We start from the raw sequence: 18,003 nt of genomic DNA on the forward strand, positions 1-18,003 counted from the left end.
TTGTTTTGAGGATTTGTGCCGTTATTAAAAGACAAAAACCTTATCGAAAAATTGTTGCTTAATTTTATTGATTTCTTGTTTAAAATTTTTTTCATTTTTTACTTGGTTTTATCATGGAAATCTGTTTTAGTTACAAGGAACTTAAAAATATGACAATTTATTTGTTATTTTTTTGATATTTGCCAATTACAACCCTAAAACCATTAAATAAAATAGTCTAAAATTCGGTCAATTGACAAAATATTGTAATTATGAATTTGGAAGAAAAAAATAAAGAAAAGAGAAAAAATGCGTCCTTAACCGTAGGCGAATGGTTAGGATTTTTCTTACTCCCAATAAACATTACAACTTCAAGTTTATTTCCAGCCAAGGATTTTAATGATAGTGAAGATGAACGGTTTGAAAAATATGGATTTGATAAAAAATCAAAACAAGCTTTTATTGCTAGAATGTTAGGGTTGATTTTTTATTTTATCGTACTTCCATTATTAATATTAATATTTCCATGAATAAAGTCCCATCTCCTTTGGGGAGGGGATTTAGGGGTGGGGCTTCAATACCCCAACTTCTCTCTCACCCTATTCAAAACTTCACTCGCTACTTTTCTCGCTTTATCAGCTCCAACAGCTAACGCAGCATCAATTTCTCGCAAATTGTTCATATAATGATGATACAACTCTCGTTCTTTAGCAAATTTGGAAATTAGCAACTCATAAAAAGCTTGTTTAGCATGTCCATAACCATAATTTCCGCCTAAATAATTCGCTTTCATTTCTGCGATTTGACTGTCGTCAGCTACCAGTTTATACAATGCAAATAAATTACAAGTATCAGGGTTTTTAGGTTCTTCGAGCGGTGTACTGTCCGTTTGGATTTTCATAATTACCTTACGTAATTTTTTATCCTCTAAAAATAGATTTATCTCATTATTGCGAGATTTACTCATTTTTTCGCCATCAATGCCTGGCACTATCATCACATTTTCTTGAATTTTAGCTTCTGGTGGCACCAACGTATCACCCATTTTATGGTTAAAACGATTGGCTACATCCCTGCTCATCTCCAGATGCTGTAATTGATCTTTCCCTACAGGCACCACCTCGGCATCATACAATAAAATATCTGCTGCCATTAACATCGGGTAGGTAAATAATCCTGCGTTTACATCTTCCAATCTGTCGGCTTTATCCTTAAAACTATGGGCCAACGTTAATCGTTGGTATGGATAAAAACAGCTTAAATACCAAGAAAGTTCGGTTACTTCTGGCACATCACTTTGTCTGTAAAAAACCGTTTTGTTAATGTCCAACCCAAATGCCAACCAAGCTGCCGCTGTACTGTAGGTATTCTGCCTTATGGTAGCACCGTCTTTTATTTGTGTTAAGGTGTGCATATCCGCAATAAATAAAAATGACTCGTTTTTTGGGTTATTGGATAGGGCAACAGCGGGAATAATCGCCCCCAATAAATTCCCTAAATGCGGTGTTCCGGTACTTTGTACTCCTGTAAGAATTCTCGACATAAACTATTTTTGTTGCACAAAAATACAAATAGCAATTTATAAATCTCAAATTCCAATTAACAAATAACATTTCTTTAAATTTACCGCCAATGAATATTCTCAAAAACATTTTTCGTATTTTTTGGCGTACATGGTTTTATGGCTGGATATTTTTCTCCATACTTTTTGCCTTGCCCATACTGGTTATTGTTATCTCTTTTGATAGTTTGTACAAAACTTTTTTTAAAATTGCCATCGCTTGGGGAAAAACCATTCTTTTTGTAATGGGTTTTAAACCGGTTGTTGAAATCGAAGAAGAGATTCTGCCCGGCAAAAGTTATTTATTTATTGCCAATCATGCGTCGTTAATTGATGTGATGTTAATGCTATCGGTTATGAAAAACCCTGCTGTTTTTGTCGGCAAAAAAGAATTGGTGAAATTACCTTTATTTGGATATGTTTTTAGAAAAACAAGTATTTGGGTGGATAGAAGCAGTGAAGAAAGTCGCAAAAGGGTTTACATTTTAGCACAAAAAAAATTAGATGAAGGATTGAGTATTGCCATATTCCCTGAAGGATTGGTACCCGAAAAAAGTGTAACCTTGGCACCTTTTAAAAATGGAGCTTTCCGTTTGGCCATAGAACATCAAATACCAATTGTCCCTATGACATTTTACGATGTTAAAAAACGGTTTTCTTGGAAATTCTTTAGTGGTTGGCCTGGAAAATTACGTGTAAAAATTCATAAATTTATCCAAACGGAAGGTTTGATCTTGGATGATATGGAAACTATAAAGCAACAAGCTTTTGATACTATATATAATGAGCTTGTGGAAGATATGGGACATAAGACTTGAGATTTTAGAAAGTTAAAAAAATGTTTTTTGCAATATTTTTTAAGACACCTAGTTTATAAAGTTAAAGGAATCTAGATTATAAAATTATTATGAATGATTCGAATGCACTTTTGTTATTAGCCATAATTGCTTTTATTTGGTTATTACCTTTAATATCAATTATATTTTCTAGAAAAACAGGGGGTCGAGAAAAGTTAGCTTGGATTCTAGCGGTACTTTTTATCTCATGGTTTGCCTGGATATTTTATCTTTTACTCGCTCCTATTAAAAAGAAAAACTAAACACTTTCGCAAACCGTAAATGCGGTTCTCTTATACATGAAAAATGAACATCTGACCTATTATGATTCTACCGAAGAAAAACTCAATATAATTACCCATGCCATCGGTTTAATTTTAAGTATTGTGGCTTTGGTACTTTTGGTTATTCGAGCAAATGAATATGGAACAGCAAGACATATTGTGAGTTTTACCATATTTGGAGCAAGTTTAATTCTGCTGTATTCCGCATCCACCATTTATCATTACTCTCAAAAACCAGAACTCCGGCATAAACTGAATATCGTTGACCATTCTGCTATTTATATTTTAATTGCAGGTACTTACACTCCTTTTACGCTGGTAACTTTAAAAGGGGCTTTAGGGTGGACAATCTTTGGTATTACTTGGGGAATTGCCCTTGTCGGGATTGTTTTCAAATTATTTTATACAGGCAGGTTCGATAAAATTTCGACAGCAGCTTATGTAGCCATGGGCTGGATTATCATTTTCGCTATAAAACCTTTGATTGAAAATTTACCCATAAACGGATTGTATTGGTTAATGGCTGGTGGCATTTTTTATACTATTGGTGCCATCTTATTTAGTCTTAGAAAAATTCCATATAACCATGCAATTTTTCATGTTTTTGTGCTGTTTGGAAGCTTTTCGCACTTTATGGCGGTATATTTTTATGTGTTGGTGTAAAATCAAAAATGGAAAATCTATCTATTAAAATGTCTATAAGGGTAATCTTTTATTTTTTATAAAAATTCATTTCATCTACATATTGCCAAACTTTACAAGGCAATAAGGGTTGTATGTTTTTTTTATCGGCAATAGCTTTACGGATAAACGTAGAAGAAATTTCCATAATTGGAGCGTCAACCTTATGGATCTTTGGATGATTATCAAATTGTGTTTCTGGCTTTTTATCCTTATATATCCTTGGATAAACGTAAATACTATATCCTTCTAAAATAACCTCATAATTTTTCCATTTATGGAAAGAAACCAAATTGTCTTCACCCATAATAAGGTTAAACTGATGTTGCGGATAGTTCTCTGCCAAATGCACCAAGGTATTAATGGTATAATTGGGTTGTGGCAGGTCAAACTCAATCGTAGAGGGTTTTAGTTTCGGATAGTCATCAGTAGCAATTTGAACCAATTGATAACGATGGTTGTCGGCCAGCAAGGTCGATTTCTTTTTAAAAGGGGAATGTGGCGTTATTACAAACCAGATTTCTTCAAGGTCTGAAAACTCTGCCAAATGATTGGCAATTGCCAAATGACCAATGTGAATTGGGTTGAACGTTCCGAAATATAAACCTACTTTTTTTTTCATTCTTAAAAGACACTTATTTCACTAATTATCGGGTTGTTACGCAGAGTTGTACTGAGAACCTCAGAGATACACAGAGTAAAACATCACTAAGTCCAGTTGCTTTAAAACCAACCAAAATACAGCACAAAAACGACCTTTGAGCTATTTCTTCCCCTTCGGGGAGAAAGAGGGGCTTACAAATTCAGCAACCAACTCCTCAGCTTCTTTTAAAGCAACTTCTAGGTCATAATTTTTTATAACCTTATCAAATTGTGGTGCGGTTGCCAATTCTACAGAAGCTTTGGCAATTCGCATATTAATACGTTCATCACTTTCTGTTTTACGTTTCTTTAGTCGTATTTTAAGCTCATCAATGCTAGGTGGTTTTACAAAAACCGCTAAAGTTTCTTCGGGGAATTTTTTTTTGATTCTCAATCCGCCGGCTACATCAATATCAAAAATAACGTGTTTGCCCATTGCCCAAATTCGTTCTACTTCACTTTTTAACGTACCGTAAAAATTATCTCTATAAACCTCTTCCCATTCTAAAAAGTCATCATTTTTAATATGGTTTTTAAATTCTTTTGTACTTATAAAATAATAATCTTTTCCATCAACTTCTTCGCCACGAGGTTCACGTGAAGTAGCCGAAATAGAAAACTCCAAGTTCAAATGCTCTTGACTTAACAAATGTCTAACAATAGTGGTTTTACCCGAACCCGATGGAGCGGAAAACACGATAAGTTTACCTTTTTTCTGTTTAAAGTCTTTACTTGACGACATATATTTCCTTTACTTTCTTAAAATGCCACTAAATACTATTTGGTGTTTAAGTATTTAGAAATAATAAATTTTGTTATTGATTATCAGCTAATTAAGTGAAAATTATACTAATTAGTATGTTCTTTGCTATTCTAGTTTACAAGACATTTAACAACTGCTCCTTGATTTTTTCCAATTCGTCTTTCATTTGTACCACTACTTTTTGCATTGGGGCAAAGTTGGATTTTGAACCGGTAGTGTTAATTTCCCTGCCTATTTCTTGACAAATAAAGCCCAATTTTTTGCCGTTGGAATCTTTGCTTAGCAATGCTTGTAAAAAATAATCCAAATGATTTTTTAAACGTACTTTTTCCTCTGTGATGTCCAATTTTTCCAAATAATACATTAACTCTTGCTCAAAGCGGTTTTCATCTACATTCTGTTTTAAATCAGCCACGGCTTTTTCAATCCGCTCTCTAACATTGGCCAATCGTTCCTCATCCAATTCAATAACTTCCTCGGATAATTGTTGAATATTTTTAATTCGTATCGTAAAATCATGGGCTAATACTGCACCTTCGTCTTCTCTAAACCCTTTGACCTCATCAATAGCTTCATCTATGGTTTTATCTATTTCAGCCCATTCGGTTTCATCGAATTCTTCACGTTCGGTTTTTAATACATCTGGCAAACGCATGGCAATCTCCAACAAACTTTCAGAAGATACTTCGGTAACGCTTCTCAATTGATCTATATAACTATTGACCACATCTTGATTGATGGTAGAGGTGGTTTCGCTTCCAGTACTTTCAACATAAATGGAAAAATCTACTTTACCACGTAATAATTGTTGTGAGAGTTTACTTCTAATTTCCAATTCTTTTTCTCTATATGCAGAGGGAACCCTTACATTTAAATCTAAATTTTTACTGTTTAGGGTTTTAATTTCTACAGTTACTTTTTTTTGAGAAAGTTCAGTTACGGCTTTACCGTATCCTGTCATGGATTGTATCATATACTATTGAGTAAGATTTACGCAAATTTACGCAAATTATGTTATTCGTTTTGGCTTATTTACAATCGTTACCATATAAACTCCCATAAAAATCAATACTGTTGCTAAAATTTTAACGACACTTAAGGTATCACTATTTGTGATTAAAGCGTAAATGGTAGCAATTACGGGTTGTAAATAAATAAAAATACTAAGTGTGGTGGGCTTTAACTTTGTCAACGCAAATAAATTAAAAAGATAGGTAAAAAAGGTTGTAAAGACTACGATAAATCCTGTTTTTAATAAAATATCCGTAGGCATTTGTTGCCATTGTACTTCTTGAAGTTCCGAAAAGCCGAAAGGAATTACCATTAACAACCCAAATGTATATATCCATTTTACAAATGTTAACGGATGGTATTTATCTATTAAACGTTTTACAATAATAAGGTAAAAACTATATAAAGAAGCGTTTACAAATACTAAAAAATTACCCAAAAGCGGATTTTCACCACTATTCACGCTTTGTCCGTAAACAATTAGCACGAACGCACCTACCAACCCTATTGCAATACCCAATATTTTATTAAGATTTACTTTCTCCTTTAAAATAATTGTGGAAAGCAGCAAAACCACAATGGGTACGGTTAGCATAATTACCGATGCACTGATTGGACTTGTTAAGCTTAATCCTTTAAAAAAGGTGAGCATGTTAAAAGCGGCACCAAAAATAGCAGCTAAAAAAATTCTCAGATAGTCTTGACGATCAATTTTTTCTTTTTTAACAAAAATGCCAATCGCCCAAAAGAGGATAGTTGCCCCCAAAACCCTTAAAATTATAAAGGCATAGGGTTTTACATAAAAAGGCATTACATCTTTCGCTACTGTATAACTAACACCATAAATCAATGCCGCTAGGAAAGCAAAGAGAAGTGCAATGTTTCTTGGATTCATTAAAAGTTAGTTAGTTTCAGGCAAATTTACTGAAAACAAAAAAGTAATGATTCAAAATATTCAAATCATTACTTTTTAAAAAATATTCATTTTAATGCCCAAAAGTTCCCTCCCCCGAGGGGAGGGCTAGGGAGGGGCTTTTATTTATTTAGCCTCATCATAACGTCTTTCAACTTCGTTCCAATTGACTACTTTAAAGAAGGCTTCAATATAATCTGGTCTTCTATTCTGATAATTCAGGTAGTAAGCATGTTCCCAAACGTCAAGTCCCATAATAGGTGTACCACCACAACCAACTCCTGGCATTAATGGGTTGTCTTGGTTCGGCGAAGAGCAAATTTCAACTTTTCCACCTTTGTGAACGCAAAGCCAAGCCCAACCAGATCCAAAACGGGTTGCCGCCGCTTTAGAAAAAGATTCTTTAAACGCATCAGCTGACATATAGGCTGCTTCAATGGCATCTTTTAAAGGTCCAGATAAACGACCTCTATCTTCTGGATTCAATATTTCCCAAAACAAACTATGGTTGTAAAAACCTCCACCGTTATTTCTAACCGCAGAGTTATCCATGTCTAAATTCTTTAATATATCTTCAATTGATTTATTTTCAAGGTTTGTGCCTTTTATAGCATCGTTTAATTTATTGGTATATCCCGCATGATGTTTAGTGTGGTGTATTTCCATTGTCCGTGCATCAATATGTGGTTCTAACGCGTCATAAGCGTAAGATAATTTTGGTAATTCAAAAGCCATGTTTTTATGTTTTTAATGTTAAACTTCTTTGAAACTCAAATATAAAAATTATAAATTTAAAAGCCTACCGATACAGATAGAATGTTTTTATTTGTTAATAGATTAATATTATTATTTAAGTTTTTCAATTCTAAATTTATGAAGTGCTTTGCTCACGGTGTTGTGCGTTATTTGTTGGCCATCCAACTTTTTAACCAGCATATTTTTCTCATCCTTTGATGCTCCAAGTTGATTTAAAATATTGTTTAAGTGCATTTTCATATGACCTTGTTGTATTCCTGTCGTGGTTAAGGCTCTTAAAGCTGCGAAGTTTTGAGCCAATCCGGCAACAGCAACAACTTGCATTAGTTCCTTAGCGGATGGGTCTTGCAATAAGTTTAAAGATAATTTTGCCAAAGGATGTAAGGCTGTTAATCCTCCAACCGTGCCTAATGCCAAAGGAATTTCAATCCAAAATCTAAATATACCATCATTGATTGAACAATCACTAAGGCTTCTATAACTACCACTTTTGGAAGCATAAGCATGTACTCCGGCTTCAACCGCCCTAAAGTCATTTCCAGTAGCTAATACCACTGCATCTATACCATTCATAATACCTTTATTATGGGTGACTGCTCTATATGGTTCAATCTGGGCAATTTGTACTGCTTGATGGAATTTTTTGGCAAATTCTAACCCGTTTTCGCCTAAATCTTCTATTTTACATGAGACTTCAGCTTTTACCAAGCAATCAGGAATGTAGTTTGATAAAATGCTCATCACTATTTCAATATTTTCCTTTTTGAAGGTAGTAGCAATAGTTTCCAAACATGAGTTTATAAAATTAGCCCCCATACTGTCTTTTGTTTCAAAAGTAATATGAAGTTGATAGTAATTTTCCAAATCTGCCGTTTTATCTCTAAGCTCTATATCCAAAATACCACCACCACGCTTTCGCATATTTTTTGTGATGGGTTCAGTAGCTTCTATTAATTTTGGTTTTATGGAATTAAAATAGTTTTGTAGTTCACCAAAACGACCATCATACATAAAATGCACCTGTCCTACTTTTGTAGTTGAAATTACCTCCGCTTTAAACCCTCCTCTTTTACTCCAAAATTTTGCAACTAAAGAAGCTGCCGCTACAACGGAGCTTTCTTCGATTGCCATCGGTATTGCGTAAGGCTTATTGTTAATCAAAAAATTGGGAGCTATGGCAAATGGCAAATAGAAATTGGAGATGGTATTTTCTATAAATTCATCGTGTAGCTGTTGTAATTTATTATCAGGATTAAGATATTGATTTAAAACAGATTGTGATTCAGGATAATCTTTCAAAAAATTATCCATAAGCCAAGCTATTTTTTCTTCTTTATTCAGTTTAGAAAATCCACTAATAGTTTTAGACATGTATTAAATTGCATTTAATTCTGTGGTAAAGATAATATTCAAACCCAAATTATCTGATATTTACAACGTTTTTTGCCTAAATTTCCGTAAACTTGAAACACTTTTTAAAAAATGACTATTTTTATCAAAATTTAAAATAAACCCAAAACTTATGTCAAGTTCAACACTAAAACGACCACATCAAAAAGAATTATTTGGACATCCCGTAGGATTGTATGTACTGTTTTTTACTGAAATGTGGGAACGTTTTTCCTATTATGGGATGCGTGCTATTTTGGTATTATATCTTGTTGCAGCTACTACTGGAGACAATGTAGGGCTTGGCTGGACCAATGGAGAAGCTTTAGCATTATACGGTTGGTACACCATGTCTGTATATGTGGCATCTATTCCTGGAGGTTGGATTGCTGATAGGTTTTTAGGACAAAAGAAATCTGTATTGTATGGAGGGGTTTTATTGGTTGCAGGTCACAGCATTCTAGCAATAGAACAAATGTGGGCTTTTTACACGGGACTCGGATTGATTGTTGCAGGGGTTGGATTACTAAAACCTAATATTTCAACCATGGTTGGAGGTTTATACAGACAAGAGGATATTAGAAGAGATAAAGGGTTTACAATTTTTTATATAGGAATAAATGTAGGGGCTTTTTTAGCAGCTTTAATTGTTGGGTACGTTGGTGAAGTTCACGGATGGCATTATGGCTTTGGATTGGCGGGAATAGGAATGGCTTTAGGACTGATTCAATATATTGCAGGGCAAAAGCACTTAAAATACGTAGGTAATTTTTCAGGTACTTCTGAAAATGAAGAAGAAAAATTGGCAATGAAGAGACCACTTACAAAAATTGAAAAAGACAGAGTTATAGTATTATTCATATCATTTTTACTAGTAATTGTATTTTGGGGTGCCTTTGAACAGGCGGGTGGGCTTATGAATATTTATGCTTCTGAAAAAACGAACAGAATGTTAATGGGCTGGGAAGTACCAGCTTCTTGGTTTCAATCTTTGAATGCTATGTTTATTATTCTTTTAGGAACAAGTGTCGCTGGATATTGGGCAAGGAGAAAATTGAAAGGAAAAGTTTCTACGTCATTGTTTAAAATGATTTTAGGATTAATCATTATGGGTACTGGATTCTTCTTTATGACAGCCGCAGCCGCACAATTTAACAGCCAAGGAGCATCAGCAATGTATTGGTTAGTACTTGCCTATTTGTTCCATACCGTTGGAGAACTTTGTATTTCTCCAGTAGCACTATCATATATCACTAAATTGGCTCCACTAAAATACGCATCACTAATGATGGGTGTCTATTTTGCAATGACAGGTTTTGGAAACAAACTTGCAGGATTATTGGGAGAAGCTTCAGAATCACTCGGAGAATATACCATTTTTACAGGTATTGCTATATTTTGTGTAACCTTCGGGTTGTTAGTTATGGCTTTTAGAAAACAACTTGAAAAGCTTACCCACGGTGCCGAAGATAACGAGCGTGAAATGAAAGAGACCGAGGGCTATGAACTGGCCGATGAAGATTTACATAATTAAAAACCCAAACCTGAAATGTCTTAATGCCATTCCAGGTTTTATAATATTATACAATGAACACCGATATTGAAAATCTATTTAAGGATAAAGTTTTAGGACACCCTGCAGGATTGTTTGTACTTTTTTTTACTGAAATGTGGGAGCGTTTTTCGTATTATGGAATGCGAGCACTTTTAGTTATGTTTTTCACTGCTTCTTTGCTCGATGGTGGATGGGGTTGGCCGAGAGAACATGCCTTTGCCATTTTTGGGACGTACACCTCTCTAGTATACCTATCAACATTATTGGGAGGCTATATGGCTGATAAAAAAATTGGTTATCGGTGGGCAGTATTAATAGGTGCATTACTTATGACTTTGGGTCATGCTTGTATGGCTCTTGAAACTTCCTTTTTTATATATTTAGGTTTAACGCTATTAGTTTTCGGTAGTGGGTTTTTTAAACCTAATATGACTTCTATTATTTCTGAAATGTATAAAGGAAAAGAGTCTAAAAAAGACGGTGCTTATACTATTTTTTATATGGGTGTAAATGCTGGAGCATTTCTTGGAATACTACTTTGTGGATATTTAGGTGAAAAAGTTGGTTGGTCATGGGGGTTTGGTGTCGCAGGTATTTTTATGCTTTTTGGCTTGTTGCAGTTTTGGCTTGCCCAAGATATCTTCGGTAAAATCGGATTGAAGCCAGAAAATCAAATAGAAGACCTAGAAGAAGTTGCAGAAAAATCGAAGGATAAATTAAACCCTTTTACCAATATTCAAATTATACTAATTATTGTTTCCGCAACTTTAGGGTTGACTTGGATATTGAATGATCCTGTTGCGAAAATATCAGAAGGAACTTACAACTTATTTGATTTTGAACTTCTTGGAATGGCTGGAACAAATTTGATTATTTTGACTGCTCTATTGCTATTTGTAGTACTCCTTATTATTAGAATTCCAAAATATAGTAGAGTAACAAGAGATAGAATGTTAGCAGTTGTATTTTTTGCATTTATAACAATTTTCTTTTGGGCAATATTTGAACAAGCCCCGGGGTCATTAACTATTTTTGCTAGAGATTATACGCAAAGAATACTTGAAGGAAGCTCTGCAATTACATTTAAAATTGTTAACTCATTAATGACGGTAATTCCTTTAGGAGTTATTACTTGGGTTTTATGGATGTTATTTAAAAAAACATTTTCAAAATTTGCGTTGTCAAATATTATACTAGCATTTAGTTTTGTTATTATATGGGGAATTGCCTTATGGATGCTTTATAGTGAATTTGTAAAAGATATAGCAGAAGTCCCCGCATCATGGTTTGGAGTATTAAATTCTTTATATATTATTACTTTTGCCCCTCTGTTTTCTAAATGGTGGGAAAGTAAATACAATCCAAATGCAAATATGAAATATGCTTTTGGGATGATTCTCTTAGGAATTGGAATGGCATGTGTTGCAATTGGTGCTTCAGACATTCCAGTAGGTGCAAAAACCGCATCAGTAAGTATGATATGGTTGATTTTGGTTTATTTTTTTCATACCATGGGGGAATTATGTATATCTCCAGTTGCTCTATCTTATGTTAGTAAATTAGTTCCAGGAAGAATGATTGCAATGATGTTTGGCATTTGGTATTTAGCGGTTGCAATAGGAATGAAACTTGCTGGTGTATTCGGAGAATCATCAGAAGCAATAGCAAAAACAGAAGGGTTAAGCTACTTTTTCTGGTTGCTTACCATAATAGCCGTTACCTTAGGAATATTATCAGCTTTGTTACATCCTGTTATTAAAAAATTAATGCACGGAGTGAGATAAAATAAACCACAAGTTATCCCGTTTTGTAATTTAGGCATATTATTTGCGTCTTATTTCGAAAAATAATTGGAAGTTTAAATAAAAGATAACCGCATTCGCGGGCATGACTATGAGGAAATTAATTATATTTATTGCAATACTGGCATATTCTGTTAACGGAATAGCCCAAGAAAAAGGTGAAATTAATTGGATGACAGTTGAAGAAGCTATTGCCGCTCAAGAAGAAGAACCACGCAAAATTATGATGGACATGTACACCACGTGGTGTGGTCCATGTAAAATGTTAGATAGAAACACATTTCAAAACAAGGATGTTGCCGATTATGTCAATGAAAACTACTACGCCGTGAAATTTAATGCTGAAGGAGGGGGAACGGTCAATTTTAAAGACAAGGAATACGGAAACCCAGGATATGATGCTTCTAAAAAAGGCAGAAACTCACAACATCAGTTTGCACAGTATTTAAGGGTTCAAGCTTATCCTACAATAGTATTTTTAGATGAAAAAGCTGATTTATTGGCTCCTATAAAAGGCTACCATACACCAAATCAATTGGAAATATTTTTAAAGTTGTTTGCTACTGATAAGCATAAAGAGGTAACTACAAAAGAACAGTGGGAAGCTTATCAAAAAGAGTTTAAAGCGGAATTTAAGGCTGAATAATTTAATTTTACCCATTTATAACCTGAAAGGGTTTGAATCCCTTTCGGGGGTAGAAAACTTTACTTACTTTGCACCACCTTAAAAACGTGTTGTGAATTACCTATCTGTTGAAAATATTTCTAAATCATACGGTGAGCGAGTGCTCTTCGATGATGTTTCTTTTGGCATCAACAAAGACCAAAAAATTGCCTTTGTAGCCAAAAATGGCACGGGCAAAACTTCTATTCTAAATATCATCACAGGTAATGACAGCCCCGATACCGGACAAGTTGTTTCGAGAAAAGATTTACGAATAGCCTATTTATCCCAAACCGATGAGCTTAATGGTGAACAGACCATTGAAGAAGCTATTTTCAGTTCTGATAATCCTATTTTAAAAATAATTCACGAGTATGAAAATGCGTTGAAAAATCCAGATGATTCGGAGATGTATCAAAAAGCGTTTGATTCCATGGATCAACATCAAGCGTGGGATTTCGAAACCCAGTACAATCAAATTCTTTACAAGCTTAAATTGGAAGATTTAAGCCTAAAAGTGAGCAATTTATCGGGTGGACAGAGAAAAAGACTTTCACTAGCCATAATATTAATCAGCAAACCCGATTTACTGATTCTAGATGAGCCTACCAATCACTTAGACCTGGAAATGATAGAATGGCTGGAAAACTACTTTAAAAAAGAAAAAATAACCTTATTTATGGTAACGCATGATAGGTATTTTCTAGAACGTGTTTGTAACGAAATTATAGAGCTGGACGAAGGGAAGCTCTACACCTACAAAGGCAATTATTCCTATTATTTAGAGAAAAAAGAAGAGCGTATTGCCATTGAACAAACCACTATTGGAAAAGCTAAAAACTTATTCAAAAAGGAATTGGATTGGATGCGTCGTCAACCAAAGGCAAGGACTACTAAGTCCAAATCAAGAATCGACGATTTTTATCAAATAAAAGAACAAGCAAGTCAACGACGCAAAGATCATAAAGTGCAGTTGGAAATCAACATGGAACGCTTGGGCAGTAAAATTTTAGAACTTCATAAAATTTCAAAATCCTTTGACGATAAGGTTGTGTTAGATAAATTTGAATATGTCTTTAAACGTGGGGAACGTATTGGTATTATTGGTAAAAATGGCACGGGAAAATCTACTTTTTTAAATATGATTACTGGCAGAATACCTGTTGATTCTGGTAAAGTAGTTGTTGGCGAAACCATAAAATTTGGGTATTACACTCAGTCCGGAATTCATGTTAAAGAGGGGCAAAAAGTAATTGAGGTTATAAAAGAATTTGGTGAATACATACCTCTTGCTAAAGGGCAAAAAATATCTGCGGGACATTTGTTAGAACGTTTTTTATTCGACAGAAAAAAGCAATATGATTTCGTTGAAAAACTGTCCGGTGGCGAACTAAAGAGGTTGTATTTGTGTACAGTCTTAATCCAAAACCCTAATTTTCTGATTTTGGATGAACCTACAAATGATTTAGATGTGTTAACCCTTAATGTTCTGGAAAGTTTTTTATTGGATTTTCCCGGTAATCTATTGGTAGTTTCGCACGATAGGTATTTTATGGATAAAATTGTAGATCATCTGTTTGTTTTTGAAGAAGAGGGACAAATTATGGATTTTCCTGGTAATTATTCCGATTATAGGGCATATGAAGATTCGCAACCCGTAGGGGCGAATCGCATTCGCCCAGAATCAACGACTGACATTACAAATACAAACGATAACCAATCGACATCACCAAAGGAAAAATTGTCCTATAACGAAAAACAGGAATTCCGTCAATTAGAAAAAGATATCGCCAAATTAGAAAAGCAGAAAATAAAAATTGAACAACAGTTTGCCAACAATGAAGTTGAAAGCCAACAGATTGATGAAGTTTCTCAACAATTACAACAAGTTATAGATAGTATTTCCAAAAAAGAAGAACGTTGGTTGGAGATTTCTATGAAAATGGAATAACGCTGCAGGGCGAATTGCATTCGCCCGTTAAACCACGACAATTTCATCATCGTTTAACAAATCCAAATTATTAAATCGTAGTAATAATTGTGCCACTGCAAGTGTATCGCGTTCGCAATATTTTATTATCCTTTCTATATCATTTTCCTCATAAAATACTTTGGCAACTTGACTACCATCAATATCTTGTTTGGGCGAAGGAATTCCTAATATATTGGTCAATAAGTTTAAGGAAGTATAGTGTTTATAATCGCCAAACTTCCATAATTCCAATGTGTCTAGATGGGCGACTTCCCAAGGTTTTTTACCAAATAAGTTTAATTTTTCAGGCAGTGTGATGCTATTGATAATCATGCGGCGAGCTATGTAAGGAAAGTCAAATTCTTTACCGTTATGAGCACACAGTAAGTGAACATTTTTATTAAAATGATTGTCTAAGAGATCTTTAAAGTCAATTAAAATTTGTTTTTCATCTCCTGAAAAAGAAGTAATTCTAAAATTTCTATTGCCTTCTAAATTGACAAAATAACCAACAGAAATACATATTACTTTACCAAATTCTGCCCATATTCCAGCACGCTCGTAAAAATCTTCAGCAGAAACCTCATCTTTACGATGATATTCTGTTTTTTTTGAAAATAGCTCTTTTTTTAATTCAGAAAGTTCATCAAATGTCGCTACCTCGGGTACGGTTTCTATATCTAAAAATAAGATGTTCTCTAATTTTATTTTGTTTAGCATTCTTCTAATGTTGACATAAAGTGATTATAAATATAGTCAAATTAAAACAAAAAAAAGTGAACTAGTTAAAGTTCACTTTTATAAATCAGGTTGTGGGCTGTATCATTTAACAACCAACTTGCGAATGGAAGTATTCCCTTTTTCATAAACCTTCAGAATATAAACACCAGGGTCAAATTTAGAAATGTTCAATTCCTTACCTCTTAAAGTAATATTTAGTAATTCCTTACCTAATATATTGTAAAGTTGCACTTTCTTTTCCGCATTTTTAAAGGTATGTATGTATAATTTACCATTAACGACTGGGTTAGGGTATATTTTAAAATCTTTTATTTCTTTGGTTTTTTGAACAGTATTACCTTTTTTTGCATCAACATCAACACCATTTTGTCCATATAGGCAAGTGGTCAAAACCAATAACAACAAAAAAAAGTAGTTTTTTTTCATGTTTAAAAATTAACTTACAAAATGGTTGGTTGACTTTTAGTAGATTTAATCCTTATGCAAAAATATACAAATATTGTGCTCAATTATGTTAATTGCCTTAATTGTGAATAACTTTTGTTGTTGTTAAAATTGCATTGAGTTGTTGTAGAGGTTAAATTATCTCTTAAATTTCACTAAACCAGCAATTTAAAAAATTGTTATAACTTAATGTTAACTTAATATTACCAAGTTAAAATAATGTTAAGTTTATAAATTAATTGTGTTTTACAAAAATCACTTTATGAAATGAAGAAAAAAGATATAAAAGTACTGCTGGTAGATGACGAACCTGATGTGTTAGAAATAGTTGGTTATAATCTAAAGAACGAAGGCTATCAAATATTTACGGCTACCAATGGGTTAGAAGCAATTGATAAAGCTAAAGAAATTATCCCACATTTAATACTATTAGATGTTATGATGCCTAAAATGGATGGAGTTGAGGCTTGTCAAAAAATTAGAAAAATTGATAAATTACAAGATGTTATTGTTGCTTTTTTCACGGCCAGAGGTGAAGATTATTCGCAATTGGCAGGTTTTGACGCAGGTGCAGATGATTATATTACCAAACCTGTTAAACCCAAAGTATTGGTTAGTAAGGTAAACTCGCTATTAAGACGTGTTAGGCATAACAAAGAAGAAATCAATACTATAATAACCATTGGAGATATTACCATTAATAGGGAAGAATATTTTGTTCAAAAAGACAATACTAAAATAATATTGCCACGAAAAGAGTTTGAACTTATGGCATTGTTAGCTTCTAAACCCAATAAAGTTTTTGAACGTGACATTATATTAAAAAGCGTATGGGGCAATGATGTAGTAGTGGGTGGAAGAACAATTGACGTTCACATCAGAAAACTTAGAGAAAAAATTGGCGATAATTACTTTAAAACGGTAAAAGGAGTGGGCTACAAATTTACAATTAAGTGAAGCTAAAAAAAACATACAAATTCGCCTTTAAATCATCTCTGTACATTACACTATTTTCTTTTATAGTTGCATTATTGTTAGAATATTTGCTAATTAGTGATGTTAATCTTAGTCTGGCAGTACTTACCGCAGTTGCTATTTTTATATTTTCATTTCTTGTAATTCAATATAGGGTAGAACATTTTATTTATAAAAGAGTTAAGAAAATATATGAAGATGTTTCTATGTCCAAAATTGAAAATCCGGATAAAATGGTTGCTACCACGGATATGGAAACACTTTCAAAAAAAGTAAAGAAGTTTGCAGAAGATAAACATACCGAAATAGAAAGATTACAGCTTAGGGAAGAGTACAGAAGAGAATTTTTGGGCAATGTTTCGCATGAACTAAAAACACCATTATTTACCGTACAGGGTTATTTGTTGACGTTATCTGACGGAGCCATCAACGATAAACTAATTAGAGATAAATACTTGAAAAGAGCCAATATAGGGCTGGAAAGGTTAGTGCGTATTGTTGAAGATCTAGATATGATAAATCAACTGGAATCTGGAAATTTAAATTTATCAGTTAAACAGTTTAATATTGTAAAGTTAATTAGTAATGTATTTGAATTATTGGAGTTTCAAGCAAAAAAAAGAAATATAAAATTACAATTTGATAAGCTTTACGAAACACCTGTTTTAGTTAAAGGCGATAGAAATCGTATTGAACAAGTATTGATTAATTTAATTGAAAATTCGATTAAATATGGTAAAATTGGAAGTAAGACTACGGTAAAGATTAAAAATTTTTCGGACACTAAGTTTATAATCGATGTTAAGGATGAGGGCGAAGGTATTCCGGAAAGGAATCTTTCAAGAATATTTGAACGGTTTTACAGAATTGAACAAAGCAGATCTAGAGAACAGGGCGGTTCGGGATTGGGCTTATCTATTGTAAAGCACATCATGGAAGCACACCAACAAAAAGTATTTGCAAAGAGCGAATTGGGCAAAGGTTCTACATTTTCGTTTACGTTGGAAAAGTTTAAATAACGTTGTTGTACCAACA

The 18,003-nt window shown here is 33.5% G+C and carries 19 protein-coding genes; 10 read left to right on the plus strand and 9 right to left on the minus strand.

All coding sequences use genetic code 11. The annotated features are described in order from the left end of the window. Positions 1–251: 251 nt before the first annotated feature. The gene (locus UMM65_RS13025; protein WP_321977096.1) at positions 252–509 is read left to right on the plus strand and encodes a hypothetical protein; all 258 of its coding nucleotides are present in this window, start codon (positions 252–254) and stop codon (positions 507–509) included. Between the two features lie 44 nt (positions 510–553). Here UMM65_RS13025 and trpS read toward each other — a convergent pair whose 3' ends face one another. Next, on the minus strand, positions 554–1,522 hold the full coding sequence (gene trpS / locus UMM65_RS13030) for a tryptophan--tRNA ligase (protein WP_321977098.1): 969 nt from the start codon (positions 1,520–1,522) through the stop codon (positions 554–556). Between the two features lie 89 nt (positions 1,523–1,611). On the opposite strand from trpS, the gene UMM65_RS13035 reads away from it, so the two are divergent. From UMM65_RS13035 to trhA, 3 genes are all read left to right on the plus strand, one after another. Beyond that, positions 1,612–2,358: a lysophospholipid acyltransferase family protein gene (locus UMM65_RS13035; protein WP_321977100.1), complete on the plus strand. Its 747-nt coding sequence runs from the start codon at positions 1,612–1,614 to the stop codon at positions 2,356–2,358. Positions 2,359–2,447: 89 nt separating this feature from the next. Continuing rightward, complete coding sequence (locus UMM65_RS17660) at positions 2,448–2,639, plus strand: PLDc N-terminal domain-containing protein (protein WP_415859564.1); 192 nt, start codon at positions 2,448–2,450, stop codon at positions 2,637–2,639. A 36-nt stretch (positions 2,640–2,675) separates the two neighbouring features. Then, on the plus strand, positions 2,676–3,323 hold the full coding sequence (gene trhA / locus UMM65_RS13040) for a PAQR family membrane homeostasis protein TrhA (RefSeq protein WP_321977102.1): 648 nt from the start codon (positions 2,676–2,678) through the stop codon (positions 3,321–3,323). A 49-nt stretch (positions 3,324–3,372) separates the two neighbouring features. Here the strand turns inward: trhA and nadD are convergent, their stop codons facing one another. The 6 genes from nadD to UMM65_RS13070 all read right to left on the minus strand — a co-directional run bounded on the left by nadD (position 3,373) and on the right by UMM65_RS13070 (position 8,797). Then, entirely contained in the window at positions 3,373–3,963 is a 591-nt protein-coding gene (gene nadD / locus UMM65_RS13045; protein ID WP_321977104.1) for a nicotinate (nicotinamide) nucleotide adenylyltransferase, read from the minus strand. 141 nt (positions 3,964–4,104) lie between these two features. Then, complete coding sequence (gene gmk, locus UMM65_RS13050; protein ID WP_321977106.1) at positions 4,105–4,725, minus strand: guanylate kinase; 621 nt, start codon at positions 4,723–4,725, stop codon at positions 4,105–4,107. Between the two features lie 136 nt (positions 4,726–4,861). Continuing rightward, positions 4,862–5,719: a YicC/YloC family endoribonuclease gene (locus UMM65_RS13055; RefSeq protein ID WP_321977108.1), complete on the minus strand. Its 858-nt coding sequence runs from the start codon at positions 5,717–5,719 to the stop codon at positions 4,862–4,864. A 36-nt stretch (positions 5,720–5,755) separates the two neighbouring features. Beyond that, the gene (locus UMM65_RS13060; protein WP_321977110.1) at positions 5,756–6,652 is read right to left on the minus strand and encodes a DMT family transporter; all 897 of its coding nucleotides are present in this window, start codon (positions 6,650–6,652) and stop codon (positions 5,756–5,758) included. Positions 6,653–6,796: 144 nt separating this feature from the next. Next, positions 6,797–7,405, minus strand: a complete 609-nt coding sequence (locus UMM65_RS13065) for a superoxide dismutase (protein WP_321977111.1) — start codon at positions 7,403–7,405, stop codon at positions 6,797–6,799. A gap of 111 nt (positions 7,406–7,516) precedes the next feature. Then, positions 7,517–8,797, minus strand: coding sequence for a hydroxymethylglutaryl-CoA reductase, degradative (locus UMM65_RS13070; RefSeq protein WP_321977112.1), 1,281 nt, complete (start codon positions 8,795–8,797; stop codon positions 7,517–7,519). A 151-nt stretch (positions 8,798–8,948) separates the two neighbouring features. Between UMM65_RS13070 and UMM65_RS13075 the strand changes: the two genes are divergently transcribed. The 4 genes from UMM65_RS13075 to UMM65_RS13090 all read left to right on the plus strand — a co-directional run bounded on the left by UMM65_RS13075 (position 8,949) and on the right by UMM65_RS13090 (position 14,787). Then, complete coding sequence (locus tag UMM65_RS13075) at positions 8,949–10,349, plus strand: peptide MFS transporter (protein WP_321977114.1); 1,401 nt, start codon at positions 8,949–8,951, stop codon at positions 10,347–10,349. A gap of 53 nt (positions 10,350–10,402) precedes the next feature. Continuing rightward, positions 10,403–12,154, plus strand: coding sequence for a peptide MFS transporter (locus UMM65_RS13080; protein WP_321977116.1), 1,752 nt, complete (start codon positions 10,403–10,405; stop codon positions 12,152–12,154). 109 nt (positions 12,155–12,263) lie between these two features. Continuing rightward, positions 12,264–12,818: a thioredoxin family protein gene (locus tag UMM65_RS13085; protein WP_321977118.1), complete on the plus strand. Its 555-nt coding sequence runs from the start codon at positions 12,264–12,266 to the stop codon at positions 12,816–12,818. Between the two features lie 91 nt (positions 12,819–12,909). Further along, positions 12,910–14,787, plus strand: coding sequence for an ABC-F family ATP-binding cassette domain-containing protein (locus UMM65_RS13090; RefSeq protein ID WP_321977120.1), 1,878 nt, complete (start codon positions 12,910–12,912; stop codon positions 14,785–14,787). A gap of 27 nt (positions 14,788–14,814) precedes the next feature. Here the strand turns inward: UMM65_RS13090 and UMM65_RS13095 are convergent, their stop codons facing one another. Together UMM65_RS13095 and UMM65_RS13100 are read right to left on the minus strand one after the other, a co-directional pair. Further along, on the minus strand, positions 14,815–15,528 hold the full coding sequence (locus UMM65_RS13095; protein ID WP_321977122.1) for a 3'-5' exonuclease: 714 nt from the start codon (positions 15,526–15,528) through the stop codon (positions 14,815–14,817). 102 nt (positions 15,529–15,630) lie between these two features. Beyond that, positions 15,631–15,975, minus strand: coding sequence for a T9SS type A sorting domain-containing protein (locus UMM65_RS13100; RefSeq protein ID WP_321977124.1), 345 nt, complete (start codon positions 15,973–15,975; stop codon positions 15,631–15,633). A gap of 285 nt (positions 15,976–16,260) precedes the next feature. Here UMM65_RS13100 and UMM65_RS13105 point away from each other — a divergent pair, with 285 nt between their 5' ends. Together UMM65_RS13105 and UMM65_RS13110 are read left to right on the plus strand one after the other, a co-directional pair. Next, the gene (locus UMM65_RS13105; protein ID WP_321977126.1) at positions 16,261–16,950 is read left to right on the plus strand and encodes a response regulator transcription factor; all 690 of its coding nucleotides are present in this window, start codon (positions 16,261–16,263) and stop codon (positions 16,948–16,950) included. Continuing rightward, entirely contained in the window at positions 16,947–17,987 is a 1,041-nt protein-coding gene (locus UMM65_RS13110) for a sensor histidine kinase (RefSeq protein ID WP_321977128.1), read from the plus strand. The genes UMM65_RS13105 and UMM65_RS13110 overlap by 4 nt, the downstream gene beginning before the upstream one ends. Positions 17,988–18,003 lie beyond the last annotated feature (16 nt).

It is taken from the genome of Aureibaculum koreense, assembly GCF_034296135.1.
GTDB lineage: Bacteria > Bacteroidota > Bacteroidia > Flavobacteriales > Flavobacteriaceae > Aureibaculum.